Origin of the sequence: Curtobacterium pusillum, assembly GCF_007673235.1 — a bacterium.
In the GTDB taxonomy this organism is placed as follows: Bacteria; Actinomycetota; Actinomycetes; order Actinomycetales; family Microbacteriaceae; genus Curtobacterium; species Curtobacterium pusillum_C.
The window spans coordinates 850029-869270 of sequence record NZ_VDZH01000001.1; the positions used below are offsets into that span (position 1 = coordinate 850029).

Consider the following 19242-nt stretch of genomic DNA (forward strand, 5'->3'; position numbering starts at 1 on the left):
AACCGGCCGACAAGGGAGTCACCGTGAACGATCAGCGGCACCCAACCCCGATCACCGCACCCGACCACGGCTCAGCCGCGCGCCTGCTCTCCGAGCGGGCCAGGAAGACGCCGGACCGGCCGATCCTGGCCGAGCGCCACGGCGACACGTGGACCACCATCACCGCGGCCGACGTCCACCGTCGGGTCCGCGGGATCGCGAAGGGCTTCGTCGCCGCCGGCCTCGAACCCGGCGCCCACGTCGCGATCCTGTCGCGCACACGCCTCGAGTGGACGCTCGTCGACTTCGCCGTGTGGACCGCCGGCCTGGTGTCCGTCCCCGTCTACGAGACCAGCTCCCCCGACCAGGTGCGCTGGATCCTGTCCGACTCCGAGTCGGTCGCGATCGTGGTCGAGCAGGAGGAGCACGCACGCCGGGTCGCCTCCATCGCGCCGGACCTGCCGCACCTCGGGCAGCACTGGACGATCGACGGCGGCGGCCTCGACGACCTGACCCGCCTCGGCGAGGACGTCACCGACGCCGAGCTCGACGCCCGCACCGCCGACGTGCACGGCCACGACGACGCCACGATCATCTACACGTCGGGCACCACCGGCCGGCCGAAGGGGTGTGTGCTCCGGCACGACAACTTCACGGCGACCGTCGAGGGAGCCTCCGAGGCGATGCCCGAGGTCGTCGCGGACGATGCCTCCACCCTGCTGTTCATCCCGATGGCCCACGTCTTCGCGCGGTTCATCGCCGCGATGAGCGTCGCCGAGGGTGTCCTGGTCGGCCACGAGCCCGACACGAAGGACCTCATGCAGGCGGTGTCGACCTTCAAGCCGACGTTCCTGCTCGCCGTCCCGCGCGTGTTCGAGAAGATCTACAACTCCGCCGAGCAGAAGGCCGACCTCGGCGGCAAGGGGAACGTGTTCCGCGCCGCCGCCCGGACCGCCGTCGCCCACTCCGAGGCACTCGCGAAGGGGAAGGTGCCGCTCGGCCTCGCCCTGCGGTTCAAGCTGTTCGACAAGCTCGTCTACGCCAAGCTCCGTGACGCCATCGGCGGACGCGTGCAGTACGCGATCAGCGGCTCGGCCCCGCTCTCCCCGCGGCTGTCCCACTTCTTCCGGTCGATCGGCGTGCTCATCCTCGAGGGCTACGGCCTCACCGAGACCACCGCCCCCGCGACCGTGAACCGCGCCGGCGAGCTCCGGATCGGCAGCGTCGGCCGCGCGCTCCCGGGCGTGGAGATCCGGATCGCGGACGACGACGAGATCCTCATCCGCGGCGTCGACGTGTTCGACCGCTACTGGCGGAACGACGAGGCGACCGCGAAGGCGAAGCCCGACGGCTGGTTCCACACCGGCGACCTCGGCCGGCTCGACGCCGACGGCATCCTCACCGTCACCGGGCGCGCCAAGGAGCTCATCGTCACGGCGAGCGGCAAGAACGTCGCCCCGGCACCGCTCGAGGACGGCATCCGCGAGCACCCGATCGTCGGCCAGGTCGTCGTCGTCGGCGAGGGCAAGCTGTTCGTCGCCGCCCTCGTCACGCTCGACCGGGACATGCTCAGCGGCTGGTGCGAGACGCGCGGGATCACGCCGGCGCTCACCCCGCACGAGGCCGCCTACGACGAGCGGGTCCACCAGGCCGTGCAGGAGGCGATCGACGCCGCCAACCAGCGCGTGTCCCGGGCCGAGTCGGTGCGGTCATTCACCATCCTCGACACCGACCTCACGGAGGCGTCCGGGCACCTCACGCCGAAGCTGACGATCAAGCGGTCGGTCGTGGTGAAGGACTTCGCCGCGGACATCGAGCACATCTACTCGGGCTCGAAGGTGCAGACCACGGCGACGCCCGTCGTCGAGGGTCGCCGCCGCCGCGCGTAGGGTGCCGTTCCGCTCGTAGGAAGCAGATTCGCGCGTAGGAAGCAGATTCGCGCGTAGGGGGCTGTTCCTTCCGGCCCCCTACGCGCGATTCGGCATCCCAGGTCGCGTGCGATGGGTCAGAACGCGACCGCGTTCCGGCGTCGCCGCCTTCCGGCGTCACCGCCTTCCGGCGCAACCGCCTTCCGGCGCAACCGCCTGGAGGCCCGGATCACGTCCCTGGGACGCGATCCGGGCCTCCAGGCGGTTGCCACTGCGCGCGGGGCGCGACCCGCTGTCGGGTCAGCGCGTCGGCGTCTGCTGCGCGGTCAGTGCTCGAGCGTCTGCTGCGCATCCGGGGCGTCGAGGACGGCCGTCGAGGAGGTCGTGACCGGGACCTCGGCGGGGCGACGGTTGGTGCGGGTGCGGTGCGAGCTGAGCTCGTCGTTCTGAGCGGTCATGCTGGGTGTCCTGGGGGTGTGGGAAACGGTGTCGGTGGGAAGCCGACAGCAGCACGGTACCTCTTCGTCAGGACAAAGCGACAATCCCCCGTGGGGGTGTCACTCTCCTTGCAACCGTCAGTGGAACCAGTCCTGCTCGCGGATGTCGCGGAGCGCCTGCCGCCGGACCTCCGGGTCGAGCGTCATGACGTACACGGTCCCGCCGAGGTGGTCGACCTCGTGCTGCAGCGCCTCGGCCATCAGTCCGGTGCCCTCGAGCACCACCTCGGCCCCGTCGACGTCGACGCCACGGACCTTCGCGTACGGGTACCGGCGCGTCGGGTACGACAGACCGGGCACGGAGAGGCAGCCCTCGTCCATGAGCTCCGGCTCGCCCGAGACCTCGACTATCTCCGGGTTGAGGACGTAGCCGACCTCGCCGTCCACGTTGTAGGAGAAGGCGCGGAGGCCGACACCGATCTGGGGTGCGGCGACGCCGGCGCGACCGGGCTCCTTGACGGTGTCGATGAGGTCCTGCACGAGGTCGCGGATTCCCGAGGTCCCGAGAGCGTCGGGCCGGATCGGGTCGGACGGCGAACGGAGGACGGGGTCGCCGAACAGGCGGATGGGACGGACGGTCACGTTACTGCAGCACCACCAGGAGGTCGCCGGCGTCCACCTGCTGGGTCGCCGGGATCGCGAGACGGCCGACGGTGCCCGACATGGGCGCCGTGATGGCCGCTTCCATCTTCATCGCCTCGATGCTCGCCACGGCCTGACCGGCCTCGACGACGTCACCGACGGCGACCTTGAGCGTCACGACACCGGAGAACGGTGCCGCGACGTGCTTCGGGTCGGACTGGTCCGCCTTCTCGGCGGCCTTCGTCTCGACCTCGATCGAGCGGTCGCGGACGTACACCGGGCGGAGCTGCCCGTTCATCGTCGCCATGACCGTGCGGACGCCGCGGTCGTCGGCCTCGCCGATCGCCTCGAGCCCGACGAAGAGGTTCACGCCCTTGCCGAGCGGCACGGTGTGCTCCTGGCCGGGGCGGAGGCCGTAGAGGTAGTCGACGGTCGGGAGGACCGACAGGTCGCCGTACTGCTCGCGGACGCTCTCGAACTGCTTCGTGGGCTGCGGGAACAGCAGGCGGTTGAGCGCGCTCCGACGTTCCGGGCCTGCCGTGGTCAGGTTGGCCCGCTCGGCGTCCGGCACCGGCGTGATCTCGAGCCGGACGTCGCGGCCCTCGAGCACCTTCGAACGGAACGGCTCGGGCCAGCCACCCGGCAGGTCGCCGAGCTCGCCGGCCATGAAGCCGATGACCGAGTCCGGGATGTCGTACTTCTGCGGGTTCTGCTCGAAGTCCACCGGGTCGGCGTTGACGGCCGCCAGCTGCAGCGCGAGGTCGCCGACGACCTTCGAGGACGGCGTGACCTTGGTCGGGCGCCCGAGGATCCGGTTCGCCGCGGCGTACCAGTCCTCCACCTGCTCGAAGCGGTCGCCGAGCCCGAGGGCGATGGCCTGCTGGCGGAGGTTCGACAGCTGGCCGCCCGGGATCTCGTGCTGGTACACGCGACCGGTCGGCCCGGGCAGCCCGGACTCGAACGGGGCGTACGCCCGACGCACGGCCTCCCAGTACGGCTCGAGGTCGCCGACCGCGGTCAGCGAGATGCCGGTGTCGCGCTCGGTGTGCGCGAGGGCCGCGACGAGGGCGGACATGCTCGGCTGGCTCGTCGTGCCGGCCATCGGCGCCGCGGCGACGTCCACCGCGTCGGCCCCGGCCCGGGCGGCCGCCAGGAGTGTCGCGAGCTGCCCACCGGCGGTGTCGTGCGTGTGCACGTGCACGGGCTGGTCGAACCGCTCGCGCAGCGCGGTGACGAGCTTCTCGGCCGCACCGGCGCGGAGGAGCCCGGCCATGTCCTTGATGCCGATGACGTGCGCGCCGGCCTCGACCATCTGCTCCGCCAGGCGGAGGTAGTAGTCGAGCGTGTAGAGGTCCTCCGCCGGGTCGAGGAGGTCGGCGGTGTAGCAGAGCGCGGCCTCGGCGACGGCCGTGTCGGTCGCCAGGACGGCTTCGAGGGCCGGACGGAGCTGGCTGACGTCGTTCAGGGCGTCGAACACGCGGAAGACGTCGACGCCCGTCGCGGCGGCCTCGGCGACGAACGCGTCGGTGACCTCGGTCGGGTACGGCGTGTAGCCCACGGTGTTGCGGCCGCGGAGCAGCATCTGGATCGGGATGTTCGGCATCGCCTCGCGCAGGGACGCCAGGCGCTCCCACGGGTCCTCGCCGAGGAAACGCAGGGCGACGTCGTACGTGGCACCGCCCCAGGCCTCCACGCTGAGCAGCTGCGGGGTGAGCCGGGCCACGTGCGGTGCGACGGCGACGAGGTCCTTCGTGCGGACGCGGGTGGCGAGGAGCGACTGGTGGGCGTCGCGCATCGTCGTCTCGGTGACGGCGAGGGCGGTCTGGTCGCGCAGGGCCTTCGCCCAGGCGCTCGGACCGAGTTCGCGGAGCAGGTCGCGCTGGCCGGCGGGCACGGGCGCCGTCAGGTCGAGGGCGGGGAGCTTCTCGCTCGGCTCGACCGTCTGCGGACGCCGCTCGCCGTTCGGCTTGTTGACGGTGACGTCGGCGAGCCAGTTCAGGACCTTCGTGCCGCGGTCCTTCGAGACGTGGCCGCTGAACAGCTGCGGGCGCTCCTCGATGAACTTCGTCGAGACGTCACCGCGGGCGAAGTCCGGGTCCTCGAGGACGGCCTGCAGGAACGGGATGTTCGTGCTGACGCCGCGGATGCGGAACTCGGCGAGGGCACGCTTCGCACGGGCGACCGCCGCCGGGAAGTCCCGTCCGCGGCAGGTCATCTTCGCGAGCATCGAGTCGAAGTGCGGGCTGATCTGCGCGCCGGTGGCGACCGTGCCACCGTCGAGGCGCACGCCCGCGCCACCGGGGCTGCGGTACGTCGTGATGCGGCCGGTGTCCGGGCGGAAGCCCTGCGTCGGGTCCTCCGTCGTGATGCGCGTCTGCAGTGCCGCGCCGTGCACGCTGACGGTGTCCTGCGACAGGCCGAGGTCGCCGAGGGTCTGCCCGGCGGCGATCCGCATCTGGGACTGCACGAGGTCGACGTCGGTCACCTCTTCGGTGACGGTGTGCTCGACCTGGATGCGCGGGTTCATCTCGATGAAGACGTGCTGGCCGGCCCGCTCGCCCTCGGTGTCGAGGAGGAACTCCACCGTTCCGGCGTTCACGTACCCGATGGACCGGGCGAAGGCGACGGCGTCGCGGTGCAGCGCCTGCGCGATCGACGGGTCGAGGTTCGGCGCCGGCGCGATCTCGACGACCTTCTGGTTCCGGCGCTGGACCGAGCAGTCCCGCTCGAACAGGTGGATCGTGCCCGCGTCGGTGCCCGTGGCGTCGGCGAGGATCTGCACCTCGATGTGGCGCGGCCGGATGACGGCCTGCTCGAGGAACATCGTCGGGTCCCCGAAGGCGCTGTCGGCCTCGCGCATGGCCTCCTCGAGCGCGGCACGCAGCTCGGGCTTCGTCTCGACCCGGCGCATGCCACGGCCGCCACCACCGGCGACGGCCTTCGCGAACACCGGGAAGCCGATGGCGTCCGCGCCGGCGATGAGTTCGTCGATGTCGCGGCTCGCCGGGGTGCTCGCGAGGACCGGTACACCGGCCGCGATCGCGTGCTCCTTCGCGGTCACCTTGTTGCCGGCCATCTCGAGCACGTGCTCGCCGGGGCCGATGAAGGTGATGCCGTTCGCGGCCGCGGCGGCGGCGAGCTCCGGGTTCTCCGAGAGGAAGCCGTACCCCGGGTAGATCGCGTCCGCGCCGGACTCGAGCGCCACGCGGACGATCTCCGAGACGTCGAGGTAGGCACGCACGGGGTGCCCGCGTTCCCCGATCAGGTACGCCTCGTCCGCCTTGAGACGGTGCAGGGAGTTGCGGTCCTCGTACGGGTAGACGGCGACGGTCTGCGCCCCCAGCTCGTACGCGGCACGGAATGCACGGATGGCGATCTCGCCACGGTTGGCGACCAGGATCTTGCTGAACACGAGGTCCCTTTCAGCCCGGGTTGAGGTGAGACAACCCTACTGGCGGTAACGTTGCTGACCGTGCATGTACTCAGCGTGAGCTCCCTCAAGGGTGGTGTCGGCAAGACGACGGTGACGCTCGGCCTGACTTCGGCCGCGTTCGCCAAGGGACTGCGCACGCTGGTGGTGGATCTCGACCCGCAGTCGGACGTCTCGACCGGCCTCGACATCAACCTCTCCGGCCACCTCAACGTGGCCGACGTGCTCGAGAACCCGAAGGAGAAGATCGTCCGTCAGGCGATCGCCCCGTCCGGCTGGACGAAGGGCTCCCAGGGCAAGATCGACGTCATGGTCGGATCGCCCTCGGCCATCAACTTCGACGGGCCGCACCCGTCCATCCGGGACATCTGGAAGCTCGAAGAGGCGCTCGCCAACGTCGAGCAGGACTACGACCTCGTCCTCATCGACTGCGCGCCGTCGCTCAACGCCCTCACCCGCACCGCGTGGGCCGCGTCCGACCGCGTGACGGTCGTCACCGAGCCGGGGCTGTTCTCCGTGGCCGCCGCCGACCGTGCCCTCCGCGCGATCGAGGAGATCCGCCGAGGCCTCTCCCCCCGCCTGCAGCCGCTCGGCATCATCGTGAACCGCGCCCGCGTGCAGTCGCTCGAGCACCAGTTCCGCATCAAGGAGCTCCGGGACATGTTCGGCCCGCTCGTGCTCTCGCCGCAGCTGCCCGAGCGCACGTCGCTGCAGCAGGCGCAGGGTGCCGCGAAGCCCCTGCACGTGTGGCCCGGCGAGTCGGCGCAGGAGATGGCGCGGAACTTCGACCAGCTGCTCGAACGCATCATGCGCACGGGCAAGATCGGCCCGTACGCCGAGGGCGGCGCCGCGTAGCGCAGCGCGCGTCCGGTCGGCGAACCGCCGAGGTCGCGCAACACGCCGCACGCGCGCGCTGAGGTCGCGCGAAGCGTCGCGTCGACGGCATCCAGGCGGCAGAACGTGCGACCTCACGCTCGTCACAGGGCGGCATCGGCCTGGAGGCACGACGTCCGTCCGCCGAGCGCGTCACGTCGACCTGCGGCCGGCTCGCGTCACCGAGGTCGCGCAACACGCCGCACGCGTGCACCGAGGTCGCGCCAAGCGCCGCCGCGTCGGCACACGGGCGGCAGAACGCGCGACTTCACGCCCCACACGAGGGCGCGCGGGACGCCCGGCGTCAGGAAGCGCGGGATGCCCGGCGGGCAGCCAGCTCGTCGTCGGGGTCGGCCGCGGGCGTCGCGTCGAGCTCGACGAGGGAGCTCTCGACCTCGCGCAGGACCTTGCCCACCGCGATGCCGAACACACCCTGGCCACGGGAGACCAGGTCGATGACCTCGTCGTCGGAGGTGCACAGGTAGACCGAGGCGCCGTCGGACATCAGCGTCGTCTGGGCGAGGTCCGACACGCCCGACTCGCGGAGCTGGTTCACGGCGGTGCGGATCTGCTGGAGGGAGATGCCCGTGTCGAGCAGGCGCTTCACGAGCTTGAGCACGAGGATGTCGCGGAAGCCGTAGAGCCGCTGCGACCCGGAGCCGGCGGCCCCCCGGATCGTCGGCTCGACGAGCTCGGTGCGGGCCCAGTAGTCGAGCTGGCGGTACGAGATGCCGGCGGCACGGGCAGCGACGGTGCCGCGGTACCCGTTCTGCTCGTCGTGCTCGGGCAGGCCGTCGGTGAAGAGCAGCCCGAGGTCGTACCGGGTCATCTCCGACTCGGTGCCGGGGGTGTCGTTCCCACTCATCAGGCTGCCTTCCACGACGATCGAGCTCTCATCCGAACGTTCAATGACGGGTTGAGAGTTGTTCCGAGGTCCACGGTAGCGACTCGAACCGCTCCGGCGCGGGACATCCGACTCGGCGCGTCCGGCGTGTCGAGGATACGCCTCACGAGGTCATGCGTCGAGACGCCCGATCGCCGTCCGGATGAGGTTCGACCGGATCACTTCGAGGTGCCCGGCGATCTCCCGCGCGAGCTCGGTGGCCTTCGCCCGCGAGGTCGCGTCGCCGCGGCGGGACACCGGCATGAGGGCCGACTCGATGAGCCCGACCTCTCGCTCGGCGACGCTGCGCATGGTGCGGAGGTGTCGCGGCTCGATGCCGGTGCGCTGGAGTTCGACGAGTGCCTTGAGCACACCGACGGCATCCTCGCCGTAGGTGTCGGCGGCGGGCAGCAGCGAGGCGGAGACCGCGTCGGCGAGGAGCATCGGCGACGCCCCGGCCGCGCGGACGGTCTCGTCGCGGGTGTAGCGGCGTTCACGTCCGAGGATCGACGGCTTCGGCGCATCGCCACCACCGGGCAGGACGGGGTCGCGGCCGGCGTCGAGGTCAGCGAGGTAGTCCTTGATGACCTTGAGCGGGAGGTAGTGGTCGCGCTGCAGCCCCAGGATGACCCGGAGCCGTTCGAGGTCCGCTGCCGAGAACTTCCGGTAGCCGCTGGCGGTCCGGATCGGCGTGACGAGCTCGCGTTCCTCGAGGAACCGCAGCTTCGAGCTCGACAGGTCCGGGAACTCCGGTTTGAGGCGTGCGAGGACCTGCCCGATCGTGAGCAGGTCCGGTACCGCGGACCCCGCCCGGGCCGCGGAGGACCGTGCGGCCACTACGCGTTCGCCAGGCGCGCCAGGTCGACCCGGGAGGCGTAGAAGGTGAGGCGGAACTTGCCGACCTGCACCTCGGACCCGTCGGTGAGCGGCGCTTCGTCGATGCGGTCACCGTCGAAGTACGTGCCGTTGAGCGATCCGTTGTCCTTCACGCTGAAGGCGGTGCCGTGGCGGAGGAACTGCGCGTGCTTGCGCGACACGGTGACGTCGTCGAGGAAGATGTCGGCGTCGGGGTGTCGCCCCGCCGTGGTGACGTCCGAGTCGAGGAGGAACCGCGCACCGACGTTCGGGCCACGACGGACCACGAGCAGCGCCGACCCGGAGGGCAGGGCATTGATCGCCTCACGCTCCTCGGCGGACACACCGGACTCGGCGGTCAGCGCCGCGCCCATGTCCATGCTGAAGGTCAGTGTGGTGTCGACCAGCCGCTGCTCAGGGGTCTTCTGACCGTCCGGCTGCGGGACCACTGGTTCTGGCATCGTGGACCTCCTCCTCTTGGCGCACCAGCGTATCGGAAACGAGCGTCCGAACGGGAGCCCCGAACGGGGCTGGGGACAACTCGGCAGAACGCGTACAGCGAACGTACCGTGAACACGGAGCCCACGGCAGGGGAGCCGGGATCAAGAGGACTGGAGGCGCGGTGCCAGCTGGCACCGCGCCTCCAGTCCGTCACTTGGTGACGTCCTCCAGGATCTGCTTGATCTCGGAGTCCTTGAGCTTCACCCAGGGCGAGCCGTCCGGATCGCTCGTGGAGGCCTCGGGGCTCTCCCCCGTGTTCCACCACTTCGCCTGGTACGGAACACCGTCGAACAGGACCCGCGCGCCGGTGTCGTACTGCTTCGTGCCGGACCAGGCGTCGTACGTGCCGCTCGGCAGGGTGACCTGCTTGACCGGCTTCTCGCCCTTCAGCACCGGACCGACGAGCTGCCACGGCGTCTCGTAGGCGCTCAGCACCGGGTCGTCGGGCAGGTCGCCGGACGTCCACCACTTCGCCTCGTAGACGTTCTGGTGCCAGACGACCTTCGTGCCCTCGAGGTACGAGGCGTCCGAGCTCCACACCGGGTACGGGCTGGTGGAGGGGTTGTCCGTCGGCTGCACGGTCGCCGAGGGCTCCGCCTTCGTGACGTCCGACGCTGCGGCGACGATCCCGCCGGTGAAGCCCTTGCCGAGGACGTCCGCGTACAGCACGCCGTTCTGGTCCACACCGGAGCAGGAGTTCGACACCGTCGACAGGTTGACGTAGTTCGAGCCGCACGTGGTGTCCCGGTTGAGCGACCACATCGACATCCGACCGAGCCCGCGGTCCCGCGCCCAGGTGTTGAGCTTCTTCGCGTCGGCGAGGGTGAACACCTCGTCCTGGATGTCGTTCTGGCCGATCATCGGCGTCGCGCCGACCTTGTGCCAGAGCGTCGCGTCGGAGAGCGGGGTCCCGGCGCGCTCGTACAGGACGCCGAGCTGGCGCTGGACCTCCTGCAGGGTCTGCACCGAGGCGGAGTACATGCTCTGACTCGCACCCTTGCCCTGGCCGTAGTCCATCGTCATCGCGTTCACACCGGCGAGGTCGACCCCGGCCTTGAGGAACTGCGCGACCGCGGTCGTGCCGTCGCTCGTCAGCCCGGACGGCGCGGCCGGCAGCGTGAGCCACACGGCGAGCGGGTGGCCCGCTGCCCGGCGCTGCTCCTGGAGCGCGGCCACCGCGGCGGCCCGACGCTTCCCCGCGTCGTGGTTCGTGAGGTCGTCGCCCTCGACGTCGTAGTCGACCGTGCTGACGTCGTAGCGCTTCACGACGGACTCGTACGCGCTCACCAGATCCGAGCCGTTCGTGCACGTCGTGGCGAGCTCGTCGTTCGCCAGGCCACCGAAGGAGACGCCGACCTCCCCCTTCTGCTGCTGCAGGCGGGCGATGCGACGGTCGAGGTCGAGCGCGTCCGACGCGCCCTGCATCGAGTACGCCGAACCCCAGGTCGGGGTGCAGGCGTCGTCGTGGTCGGCGACCACGAAGGACAGCATGACGTCGCGGCCCTTGGCGGACTTCACGTCCTCGAACGCGAACGTCGGGGTCGCGGTGACGTCGGTGTAGGCGGCGAACCAGGACTGCTCGGTCTCGGCGGCCTGGGCGGACTGCCAGCGGTCGAAGCCGACGTACCCGGCGGTGGCGAGGGCGGCGGTGAGCACGACGGCGATGCCGACGCGCACCGGGGACAGTCGTCTGGTGGCGGCCATCAGGCGGCGCTCCGTTCATCCGTGGTGGTCGTGGGGATCGACGTGGTCACGACGGCAGCCCCGACGACGTCCGCGTGGTGCCGGACCGGCATCGTCTTCCCGCGGTGCCCGAAGTACAGGACGGCGCGCCAGTCCTCGGTGACGGGTTCCGCTTCGGGCAGCAGCCCCTTGCGGGCGCGCTTGCGTTCGGTCCGTGCCGCGTTAGTCGCCGACCGTCGCGCCGCTCGTGCGGACGGGTCGTAGTACATCCACTTCGTGGCCCACAGCCACACGTCGACGACCGAGTTCCAGATCCCGATGTAGGCGACGATCGCGTACAGGGCGAGCACGGCGTTGAAGGCGGCGAACACCGCGTTGCCCCAGTTCTGCGCCCCGTAGTCACGCACGAACGTGAACACCGAGAAGACGACCATGGCGTACGGCGCGAGGACGTACAGCGCCGGCGACGCCGTGCGGTCCCGGACCTTCGGCGTGCGGGCGAACGGGATCTTCTTCGCCGTGAGCGCCTGCTGGATGCTCTTCAGGACACCGGCGACGTTCACCGGCATGAGGATGAGGTTGAACCCGTAGATGCGGAACACGTCCGTGCGCTTGTACCCGCAGTACTTGAGGTCGCTCGACAGGAGCCAGAAGTACGGCAGGGCGGCGAGGAGCACCATCGGGCTGAGCAGCCGCGAGTCGTACGGGTAGGCCAGCAGGAAGATCAGGCCGAAGGACGCCCAGGCGATCGACGCCATGTAGTTGACGCGCAGGGACATCTCGACGATGCCGACCCGCTCCCCGCGGGCACGACGCTCGCGGACCTGGCGGATGTACTTCGGCAGGATGAGCAGCCCGCCGTTGGCCCAACGACGGCGCTGGACGATGAGCGAGCCGAAGTCCGGCGGGGTCGCGCTGTAGGACAGGCGCTCGGGGTAGTTCACGAGCGTCCAGCCGTGCATGCCGAGGTCGACGCTCGACTCGGTGTCCTCGATGACCGTGCGGTCCTGCACGTAGCGCTTCACCTCGAAGCCGCCGACGGTCTCGACCTCCTCGATGTCGCGGAGCGCCCGGGTGCGGATGACCGCGTTCGCGCCGACCCAGAAGGTCGCGTTGTGGCGGGACATGCCCTGGTGGAGGATGTGCTGGATGTCCGTGGTGGCACCGGCGAGCCGCTCGATGCGGGTGGCCGCGCCGCGGAACGACGAGTACGGCGTCTGCGTCACGGCGACGCGGGCGTTCTCCGGCTGCTCGAGGAAGTAGACCAGGCGCAGGCAGTAGTCGCGCAGCAGGACCGAGTCGGCGTCGAGCGTCAGGATGTAGTCGGACGAGGGGACCACCAGGTCGGCGACCGCTGGGTCGGACACGGTGCGCAGGATGGTGCCGGACGCGGTCTCCTCGAACGCGTAGGAACCGCCGAGCAGCCCGATGTAGGCGTTGAGGTTCATCGCCTTGTTCGCCTCGTCGGAGAGGTTAGCGTACCGCTTCCGCTCGAAGGTCGTGATCTCGGCGGTGAACGTCCACGCCAGGCGACGCTGCAGTTCGAGCGCGCGGGCGGAGGTGATCTCACTGAAGGACTCCCCCGCGTCGACGGCGTCGACGATCGCGGCCTCCAGCGCCTCGGAGGTCAGGCGGAACTCGTCGGCGAGCCCGATCAGGACCTGGTCGTGGAAGAAGTGGTCCACGTGGTCGCGGACCTCGTGCTCACGGGCGTGGCGGCGGAGCCAGGCATCGGCCCAGCGGTGGTGCTCGACGAGGTTGCGCAGGCCGTCGACGCTCGCGAACGGTGCCGCGGCGGCCTCGACCTCGGCGGAGAGCAGGGCCTCCTGGAAGCGCTGCGACGGCGCCGCGAGCTGGTTCTGGATCGTGGTGGCGACCGCACGGGTCCGCTCGAGCTTGTCGAGGGTCTCCGGGTCGGTCGGGAAGGGGTTGTCGTCGACGAGCAGCACGACGCGCAGCGAGGGGTACTCCTGCAGCGCGGCCGACCACAGCGTGGTGGCGACGACGTCGGGCTCCTCGGCGTAGCTCGGCACGAGGACCGTCATCGGCGACTCGTGGCCCTCGGCGAAGTGCCGGTCGAGCTCGGCGCGCGGGACCCGGACGTGGGTCGCGAACCGCTCCATCGCACCCTGGCGGGCGACCAGGTGCATGAGCGCGGAGAAGGTCAGGAACGTGACGACGACCAGGTACGAGATCGCCTCGGTGGTGAAGCGGAAGCTCTCGGCGCCGTAGTCCAGGAACTGGCGGATCACGGTGTACACGACGTAGGCGAGCCAGAACGCGATCGTCAGGATGATCGCGACGCGGCCGGAGACGAGCTTCCGGTCGGAGGGGCGTTCGTGCAGGGTGTCGAGCGGGCGGGTACGACGCTCGGAACCCCACTGGCGACGGCGCGCGGGAGCGCCGTCATGCAGTTCGGGCATGACAGTCCTTCGTTCCGCTGGACCAGCGCGCCATCGGGTCGGGCACTGTCGGGGAGTCCGTGCGGTCGACTCCGAACGTATGGGGACAGACCGAACGGTGCAGACACCCGGACGGGGGGTTTTGGGCGTGCCGTGCGGGAAACCGCACGATGTTGCGGGGCGCACGTCCGGCGCGTGTCGCTGCCGGTCGCGCGGGTGCGGTCGTGCGGGTGGTCCGGGCGTTCTGCCTGGAGGCACGGCTCGGCTCCGCCCCGCCGGTCGCGTCGGTCGGGTCGGTCGCGCAACACGCCGCTCACGTCCCCCGAGGGCGCACGAACTGCCGCCCCGCGGGCTCGCGGGCGGCAGAACGCGCGACCTCGGGCATCCTCGGGCGGCCGGACGGTCAGCGGCCGCGGGCGAGGAGCCAGAGCAGGTACGGCGCGCCGATGACACCCGTCACGACGCCGACCGGCAGCGCGTTGCCCGGGATCGCGAACTGCGCGATGAGGTCGCTCGCGAGGGTGATCGCCGCACCGACCGCGGCCGTCGGACCGAGTGCGACCCGGCCTCCCCCGACGAGCCGGCGGGCGATCGGCGCCGCCATCAGTGCGACGAACGACACCGGTCCCGCGGTCGCCACGGCCGCAGCCGTCAGGCACACCGCCGTGAGCAGGAGCAGGACCTTCGCCCGGTTCGGCCGCAGCCCGAGCCCGGAGGCGACCTCGTCCCCGAGGGTCAGGACGGTGAGCCGCGGGGACTGCAGGAGCGCGAGCGCCATGAGCACCACGAACGCGACCGCGAGGACGCCGACGAGGTTCCGGTCGACGGCGTTCAGGCTGCCGGAGAGCCAGAGGAGCGCGGTCCCGGCCTGGGTGACGGTGCCGCTGGTGAGCATCCACCCGGTGATGCTCAGGCAGATCGCGGCGACGCCGATGCCCACGAGGACGACCCGGTTGCCGGTGATCCCCCGCCGCCACGCGAGTCCGGCGATGACGAGCGACACCACCAGGGCGCCGACGAGCACCACCGAGAACAGGGTCCCGCCGCTGGCACCGAACAGCACGATCGCGGTCAGCCCCGACGCGCTCGCACCCGAGGTGATGCCGATGACGTCCGGGCTCGCGATCGGGTTCCGGACGACGCTCTGCACGATGCCCCCGGCGACGGCGAGCGAGGCGCCGACGAGGATCGCGCCGAACACCCGGGGCCCTCGGAGCTGCCCGATGACGAAGTCCGAGATCGTGTCGCCGTGCCCGACCAGCGCACCGGCGACCTGCACGGGCGACAGCGGGATCTCGCCGACCCCGAGGCCGACGAGCACGAGGGCGACCAGCAGCACGAGCGCGGCGACGAGGACGAGGAACTCGCGGCGCACCGCGGTGACCCGGACGCGGCTCACAGGCCCTTCACCGCCCGCGAGCGCACGAGCCAGATGAACACCGGGGCACCGATGAGGGCGGTGACGATGCCGACCTGCAGCTCCCCCGGGTACGCCACGACCCGTCCGATGACGTCGGCCACGAGGAGCAGCGCCGGCGACACGATGGCGGAGAGCAGGATCGTCCAGCGGTGGTCCGGCCCGCTCAGGCGCCGGACGGCGTGCGGGACGGCGAGGCCGATGAACGCGATCGGTCCGGCGGCGGCGACGGCCGACCCGGCGAGCAGGACGGTGACGACGCCCCCGATCGCGCGGACCAGCACGACCCGCTGCCCGAGCGACGCGGCGAGTTCGTCGCCGAGTGCGAGCGTGTTGAGCGACCGACCGAGGGCGAACGCGATCGCCAGACCGACGAGGACGGGGACGGTGATGACACCCGCGGTGCCGAGGTCCTTCCCCGCGAGCGCACCGACCTGCCAGAACCGCAGCTGGTCGAGCAGGCTCTGGCTCGTCACGAGCACGGCGGTGGTGATAGACGACAGTGCGGCGGCCACCACGGCACCGGCCAGGGCGAGACCGACCGGTGAGAGTCCGCGACGGGCGACGGCCGCGATCCCGTAGACGAGGAGTGCCGCCAGGGCAGCTCCGACGAACGCGAACGGCAGGTACGCCGCGGTGCCGCTGACGCCGAAGAGCGCGATCCCGGCGACGACCGCCAGGGTCGCCCCGGAGTTGATGCCGAGCACGCTGGGGTCGGCGAGGGGGTTGCGCGTGACGCCCTGCATGACCGCCCCGGCGACCCCGAGGGCCGATCCGGCGAGGAGCCCGACGACCGTGCGGGGCACCCGGTTCCCGAGGACGATGAGCCCGATCTCGTCGTTGCGGCCCGGGTGCAGGACGGTGTCGAGCACGGTCCCGAGCGGGATCGGCCGGGACCCGAACGCCACGGAGAGCGCCACCGCCACGGCGAGGACGACCACCGCCAGCACGGTCGCGCCGACGAGGCGGGACGCGGAGCTGGGCGCGGGAGGGGTGGGCGACGACGAACGCATGGGAAGTAAGGCAACCCTAACGGACGACCTCGTACGGCGACCCCCGAGCAAGCCGTGAGCAGCCGCAGGGTCCGTTCATAGGTTCGTCATGGGAACCGGGCTTGTACTCGTAGCCATCGACACCCGACCGGGTCGTCGAGGGACGACCGGAGAGCACCGATGAACGAGACCCCGAACCCCGCTGCCGACGAGAACGGCACCGCCCGCACCGACGCTGCGCAGCCGCAGGCCGGGGCGACGTGGGAGGCACCGCACGCCGACCCGTCGACCCTCCGCTCGGCGTACGCCTTCGACGGCAGCGGCCCGTACCTCTACGGCCCGGACGGCTCCGGCCCCTACGGGTACACACCGGACGGCCGCGGTCCGTTCCTGATCGGCAGCCCGGTGCTCCCCGGCTTCCAGCACGGCTGGGCGCACGGCGCCGCGACCGCGAACCACGCCGCGGCGAACCACGGCGCAGCGAATCACGGTACGAAGCGCCCCCGGCGGCTCGGGCTGATGATCGGCTCCGGCATCGCCGCCCTCGCGATCGTCGGTGCCGCGGGCGGGACGGCGCTCGGGCTCTCCACGCAGAGCACGACCACCACCTCCAGCCAGTCGCAGGGCACCACGACCCTGCCGGACACCGGCTCCGGCACGGACAGCGGCAGCGGCACGAACGGCTTCACGGTCCCCGGCGACGGCACCGGGAGCAGTGACGGCAGCACCGGATCGAGCACCGAGTCGGCGGCGACCGCGGCGACGAGCGCCCAGAAGAAGGGCGTCGTGACGATCAACACCGTCCTCAACTACGACGAGTCCTCGCAGGCGGCCGGCACCGGCATGATCCTCAGCTCGGACGGCACCGTCCTGACGAACAACCACGTGATCCAGGGCGCGACGAGCATCACCGTCACCGACGAGACCACCGGCAAGGAGTACAAGGCGGACGTCGTCGGGACGGACGCCACGAACGACGTCGCCGTGCTGAAGCTCGAGGGTGCGTCGGGCCTGTCCACCGTGACGCTCGACGACGACGGCGAGCCGAGCACCGGCGACACCGTGACCGACGTCGGCAACGCGGAGGGCACGGGCAACCTCGTCGCCGCCGAGGGTTCCGTGACCGCGACCGACCAGGACATCCAGGTGCAGAGCGAGTCCGGCACCGGCACCGAGTCGCTGACCGGCCTCATCGAGATCGCCGCGAACATCGTCTCGGGCGACTCGGGCGGTCCGGTCCTCGACAGTGAGGGCGAGGTCGTCGGCATGGCGACCGCGGCGTCCTCCGGTTCGGCGAACGTCACCGGGTACGCGATCCCGATCACGACGGCGAAGTCGATCGCGGACAAGATCCTCGCGGGCGAGTCCTCGTCGACGATCACCATCGGCCTGCCGGCGTTCCTCGGGGTCGAGGTCAGCGGCACGGCCACCACCGGCGGCGTCGCGGTCGCCGGCACCGTCGAGGGTTCGGGTGCCGCGAGCGCCGGACTCGCCGCGGGCGACACGATCACGAGCATCGACGGCACCGCCGTGACGAGCTCGGACGCCCTCACCTCGGCGATCCAGTCGCACTCCGTCGGCGACAAGGTGACGGTCGGCTACACCGACAGCACCGGCGCCGCGAAGACCGTGACGGTCACCCTGACCGCCGGCCCCGCCGCCTAACCCATCAGGGCACGCACCACCGAGCGGTACACGTTGGCCGGGGAGTCCGTGGAGAACACGGTCTCCCCGGCCTCCGTGCGTCCGACACGCGCGAAGCCCTGGCCCTCGGCATGCACGACGACGATCGGGTTCGGCTTGCCGGGCCGCCGCAACGACGACACCGTCCACGGCGCGGCCCAGAAGCGCGCGAGCCGCGGGTCCGCCTCGGCGATCGCCGTCGGCAGGTCCGGAGCGTCCTCCGCTCCGCCGGTGCGTCGCCCGAGCAGGTCTGCCCGGAGCGACCCCGTTCGGAACGGGAAGGTCCATGCCGGACCGATGCCGAGCCTCCCGGCCATCACCGCGACCACGCGCTCGACCGGCAGCCCGGTGACCACCGCGCCCGCCTCGTCGGTCCCGTCGACGACGGTCTCCGACCAGGCCTGGAGGCGCGTGGTGCGCCCGTCGGGCAGCCGCTGTTCCAGCGTGACGGGTTGGGCATCGCCGTCCCAGGGCTCGAGGAGCGTCTGGGTGGACTCGGGCAGCGTGCCGAGGCGGCCGACGAGGCCGGTCTCGATGAGTTCCCGGCCTGCGGGCGTGCGGAGGAGGGCGGGGTTCCAGCGCCGGCCGGCGAGGCTGCGGAGTGTCGTGAGGGCGTCCGGGCCGAGGTGGGGGCCGTCGATCGTCGGAGCGGGAGCGGCGACGGGCAGGTCCTCGAGCTCGCGCTGCACTCGCGACGGTGCGGGCTCGGTGGCCCGGACGGTGTCGAGGACGGCGAACACGAGGTCGTCGGTGGCGAGCATGCGCGCGAGGGGCCGCTCGACGGTCAGGTCGACGCGGTGCCGGCCGGTGACGAACAGGAGGTGCGCGCCCACGACGTCACCGCCCTCGTCGGGGCGGACGTACTCGACCAGGCGCGCCGGGGCTCCCGTGGCGGTCCACGGGTCCGAGCCGATGAGCCGCAGTCCCTCGACGGAGCCGGGGAGTCGCTCGAGCAGGCTCGTGTGCTCCTCGGCGATGGTGCGGTCGCTCGGACGGGAGCGGACGGTGAGCACGACGTCGTCGCCGGTGACGCGCAGGTCCGCCTGGGCTGTGTCCTCGCGGCGCCACGCGTCGGGGCGGCGGAGGGTCAGGCGGGCGGTGCGGTCCTCGGTGCCGAGCGGGACGGGGACTGCCATGGCACGAGGCTACGTCGGGGGTGGGGCGGGCGCGGTGGCGGCTCGCCGGGCGCGGGCGGACGGGTGCGGGTGCGGGGGTGCCGGTGCGCGCGGGTGGTGCGCGCCGCAGTGTGCGAGGTTCCGCGCACCGTGGGACCCGCGTGACCTCGCACGGCGCACGGGACCTCCCACGGTGTCGGCGCGAGGTCGCACCGTGCGAGGTCAGCGACGCGGCGGGCGGGGCGCAGGCGGCGGCGGGACGGGCTTCGCGGCGACGACGTCGGCGAGCGGGACCTCGACGGCACCCCGGCGGGTGTCGATCGTCACGGACGACGGAGTCCGGGCGACGAGGACCCCGAGGGCGTCCCGCGCTCCCCCACCGTGGTGCGCGCGCACGACCAGGCGGTCCCCGACCACGGCGTCCCGCAGGACCCCGAGCGCCAGCGCCCGGGCGATCGCGTCCTGCCCGCTGTCCTCCACCG

Annotated in this window: 15 protein-coding genes; 3 read left to right on the forward strand and 12 right to left on the reverse strand. The window is 71.6% G+C overall.

Annotated elements, in window-relative coordinates:
• The first annotated feature begins 23 nt into the window (after window positions 1-23).
• Window positions 24-1868 (forward strand): AMP-dependent synthetase/ligase, encoded by a 1845-nt coding sequence (locus tag FS532_RS03935; protein WP_260852542.1) that lies wholly within the window; start codon window positions 24-26, stop codon window positions 1866-1868.
• Window positions 1869-2173: 305 nt separating this feature from the next.
• Here the strand turns inward: FS532_RS03935 and FS532_RS18985 are convergent, their stop codons facing one another.
• From FS532_RS18985 to FS532_RS03945, 3 genes are all read right to left on the reverse strand, one after another.
• Complete coding sequence (locus FS532_RS18985; RefSeq protein ID WP_260852543.1) at window positions 2174-2305, reverse strand: hypothetical protein; 132 nt, start codon at window positions 2303-2305, stop codon at window positions 2174-2176.
• 117 nt (window positions 2306-2422) lie between these two features.
• Complete coding sequence (locus tag FS532_RS03940) at window positions 2423-2926, reverse strand: peptide deformylase (protein ID WP_144750446.1); 504 nt, start codon at window positions 2924-2926, stop codon at window positions 2423-2425.
• 1 nt (window position 2927) lies between these two features.
• Entirely contained in the window at window positions 2928-6338 is a 3411-nt protein-coding gene (locus FS532_RS03945; protein ID WP_144750448.1) for a pyruvate carboxylase, read from the reverse strand.
• 60 nt (window positions 6339-6398) lie between these two features.
• Between FS532_RS03945 and FS532_RS03950 the strand changes: the two genes are divergently transcribed.
• The gene (locus tag FS532_RS03950; protein WP_079238821.1) at window positions 6399-7211 is read left to right on the forward strand and encodes a ParA family protein; all 813 of its coding nucleotides are present in this window, start codon (window positions 6399-6401) and stop codon (window positions 7209-7211) included.
• Window positions 7212-7533: 322 nt separating this feature from the next.
• On the opposite strand, the gene FS532_RS03955 is transcribed toward FS532_RS03950, so the two are convergent.
• The 7 genes from FS532_RS03955 to FS532_RS03985 form a co-directional block, all read right to left on the reverse strand.
• Window positions 7534-8094 (reverse strand): MerR family transcriptional regulator, encoded by a 561-nt coding sequence (locus FS532_RS03955; RefSeq protein ID WP_070418635.1) that lies wholly within the window; start codon window positions 8092-8094, stop codon window positions 7534-7536.
• Between the two features lie 150 nt (window positions 8095-8244).
• On the reverse strand, window positions 8245-8949 hold the full coding sequence (ftsR, locus tag FS532_RS03960) for a transcriptional regulator FtsR (protein WP_144750450.1): 705 nt from the start codon (window positions 8947-8949) through the stop codon (window positions 8245-8247).
• On the reverse strand, window positions 8949-9428 hold the full coding sequence (locus tag FS532_RS03965; RefSeq protein ID WP_144750452.1) for an FHA domain-containing protein: 480 nt from the start codon (window positions 9426-9428) through the stop codon (window positions 8949-8951). The genes ftsR and FS532_RS03965 overlap by 1 nt, the downstream gene beginning before the upstream one ends.
• 190 nt (window positions 9429-9618) lie before the next feature.
• Window positions 9619-11172, reverse strand: coding sequence for a chitinase (locus FS532_RS03970; protein WP_186321897.1), 1554 nt, complete (start codon window positions 11170-11172; stop codon window positions 9619-9621).
• Window positions 11172-13574, reverse strand: coding sequence for a glycosyltransferase family 2 protein (locus tag FS532_RS03975; RefSeq protein WP_144750454.1), 2403 nt, complete (start codon window positions 13572-13574; stop codon window positions 11172-11174). Before FS532_RS03975 ends, FS532_RS03970 begins: the two co-directional genes overlap by 1 nt.
• Window positions 13575-13956: 382 nt before the next feature.
• Complete coding sequence (locus FS532_RS03980; RefSeq protein ID WP_144750456.1) at window positions 13957-14952, reverse strand: FecCD family ABC transporter permease; 996 nt, start codon at window positions 14950-14952, stop codon at window positions 13957-13959.
• Complete coding sequence (locus FS532_RS03985) at window positions 14949-15983, reverse strand: FecCD family ABC transporter permease (RefSeq protein ID WP_144750458.1); 1035 nt, start codon at window positions 15981-15983, stop codon at window positions 14949-14951. Before FS532_RS03985 ends, FS532_RS03980 begins: the two co-directional genes overlap by 4 nt.
• Window positions 15984-16142: 159 nt before the next feature.
• Between FS532_RS03985 and FS532_RS03990 the strand changes: the two genes are divergently transcribed.
• A complete protein-coding gene (locus FS532_RS03990) occupies window positions 16143-17627 on the forward strand; it encodes a S1C family serine protease (RefSeq protein ID WP_260852544.1) in 1485 nt (494 codons plus the stop codon).
• Here the strand turns inward: FS532_RS03990 and FS532_RS03995 are convergent.
• On the reverse strand, window positions 17624-18781 hold the full coding sequence (locus FS532_RS03995) for a hypothetical protein (RefSeq protein WP_144750460.1): 1158 nt from the start codon (window positions 18779-18781) through the stop codon (window positions 17624-17626). The two genes, FS532_RS03990 and FS532_RS03995, sit on opposite strands and share 4 nt — an antisense overlap.
• 201 nt (window positions 18782-18982) lie before the next feature.
• Window positions 18983-19240 carry a hypothetical protein gene (locus tag FS532_RS04000; protein WP_260852545.1) on the reverse strand — a complete coding sequence of 86 codons (258 nt, stop codon included), beginning with the start codon at window positions 19238-19240 and terminating at the stop codon, window positions 18983-18985.
• Window positions 19241-19242: the final 2 nt, after the last annotated feature.

What these genes read in the sequence shown, in the direction of transcription:
- FS532_RS18985 (WP_260852543.1), bottom strand. Translation starts at nt 2,305, where the DNA reads ATGACCGCTCAGAACGACGAGCTCAGCTCGCACCGCACCCGCACCAAC.
- FS532_RS03955 (WP_070418635.1), bottom strand. Translation starts at nt 8,094, where the DNA reads ATGAGTGGGAACGACACCCCCGGCACCGAGTCGGAGATGACCCGGTAC.
- FS532_RS03965 (WP_144750452.1), bottom strand. Translation starts at nt 9,428, where the DNA reads ATGCCAGAACCAGTGGTCCCGCAGCCGGACGGTCAGAAGACCCCTGAG.
- FS532_RS03970 (WP_186321897.1), bottom strand. Translation starts at nt 11,172, where the DNA reads ATGGCCGCCACCAGACGACTGTCCCCGGTGCGCGTCGGCATCGCCGTC.
- FS532_RS03975 (WP_144750454.1), bottom strand. Translation starts at nt 13,574, where the DNA reads ATGCCCGAACTGCATGACGGCGCTCCCGCGCGCCGTCGCCAGTGGGGT.
- FS532_RS03985 (WP_144750458.1), bottom strand. Translation starts at nt 15,983, where the DNA reads ATGCGTTCGTCGTCGCCCACCCCTCCCGCGCCCAGCTCCGCGTCCCGC.
- FS532_RS03990 (WP_260852544.1), top strand. Translation starts at nt 16,143, where the DNA reads ATGAACGAGACCCCGAACCCCGCTGCCGACGAGAACGGCACCGCCCGC.
- FS532_RS03995 (WP_144750460.1), bottom strand. Translation starts at nt 18,781, where the DNA reads ATGGCAGTCCCCGTCCCGCTCGGCACCGAGGACCGCACCGCCCGCCTG.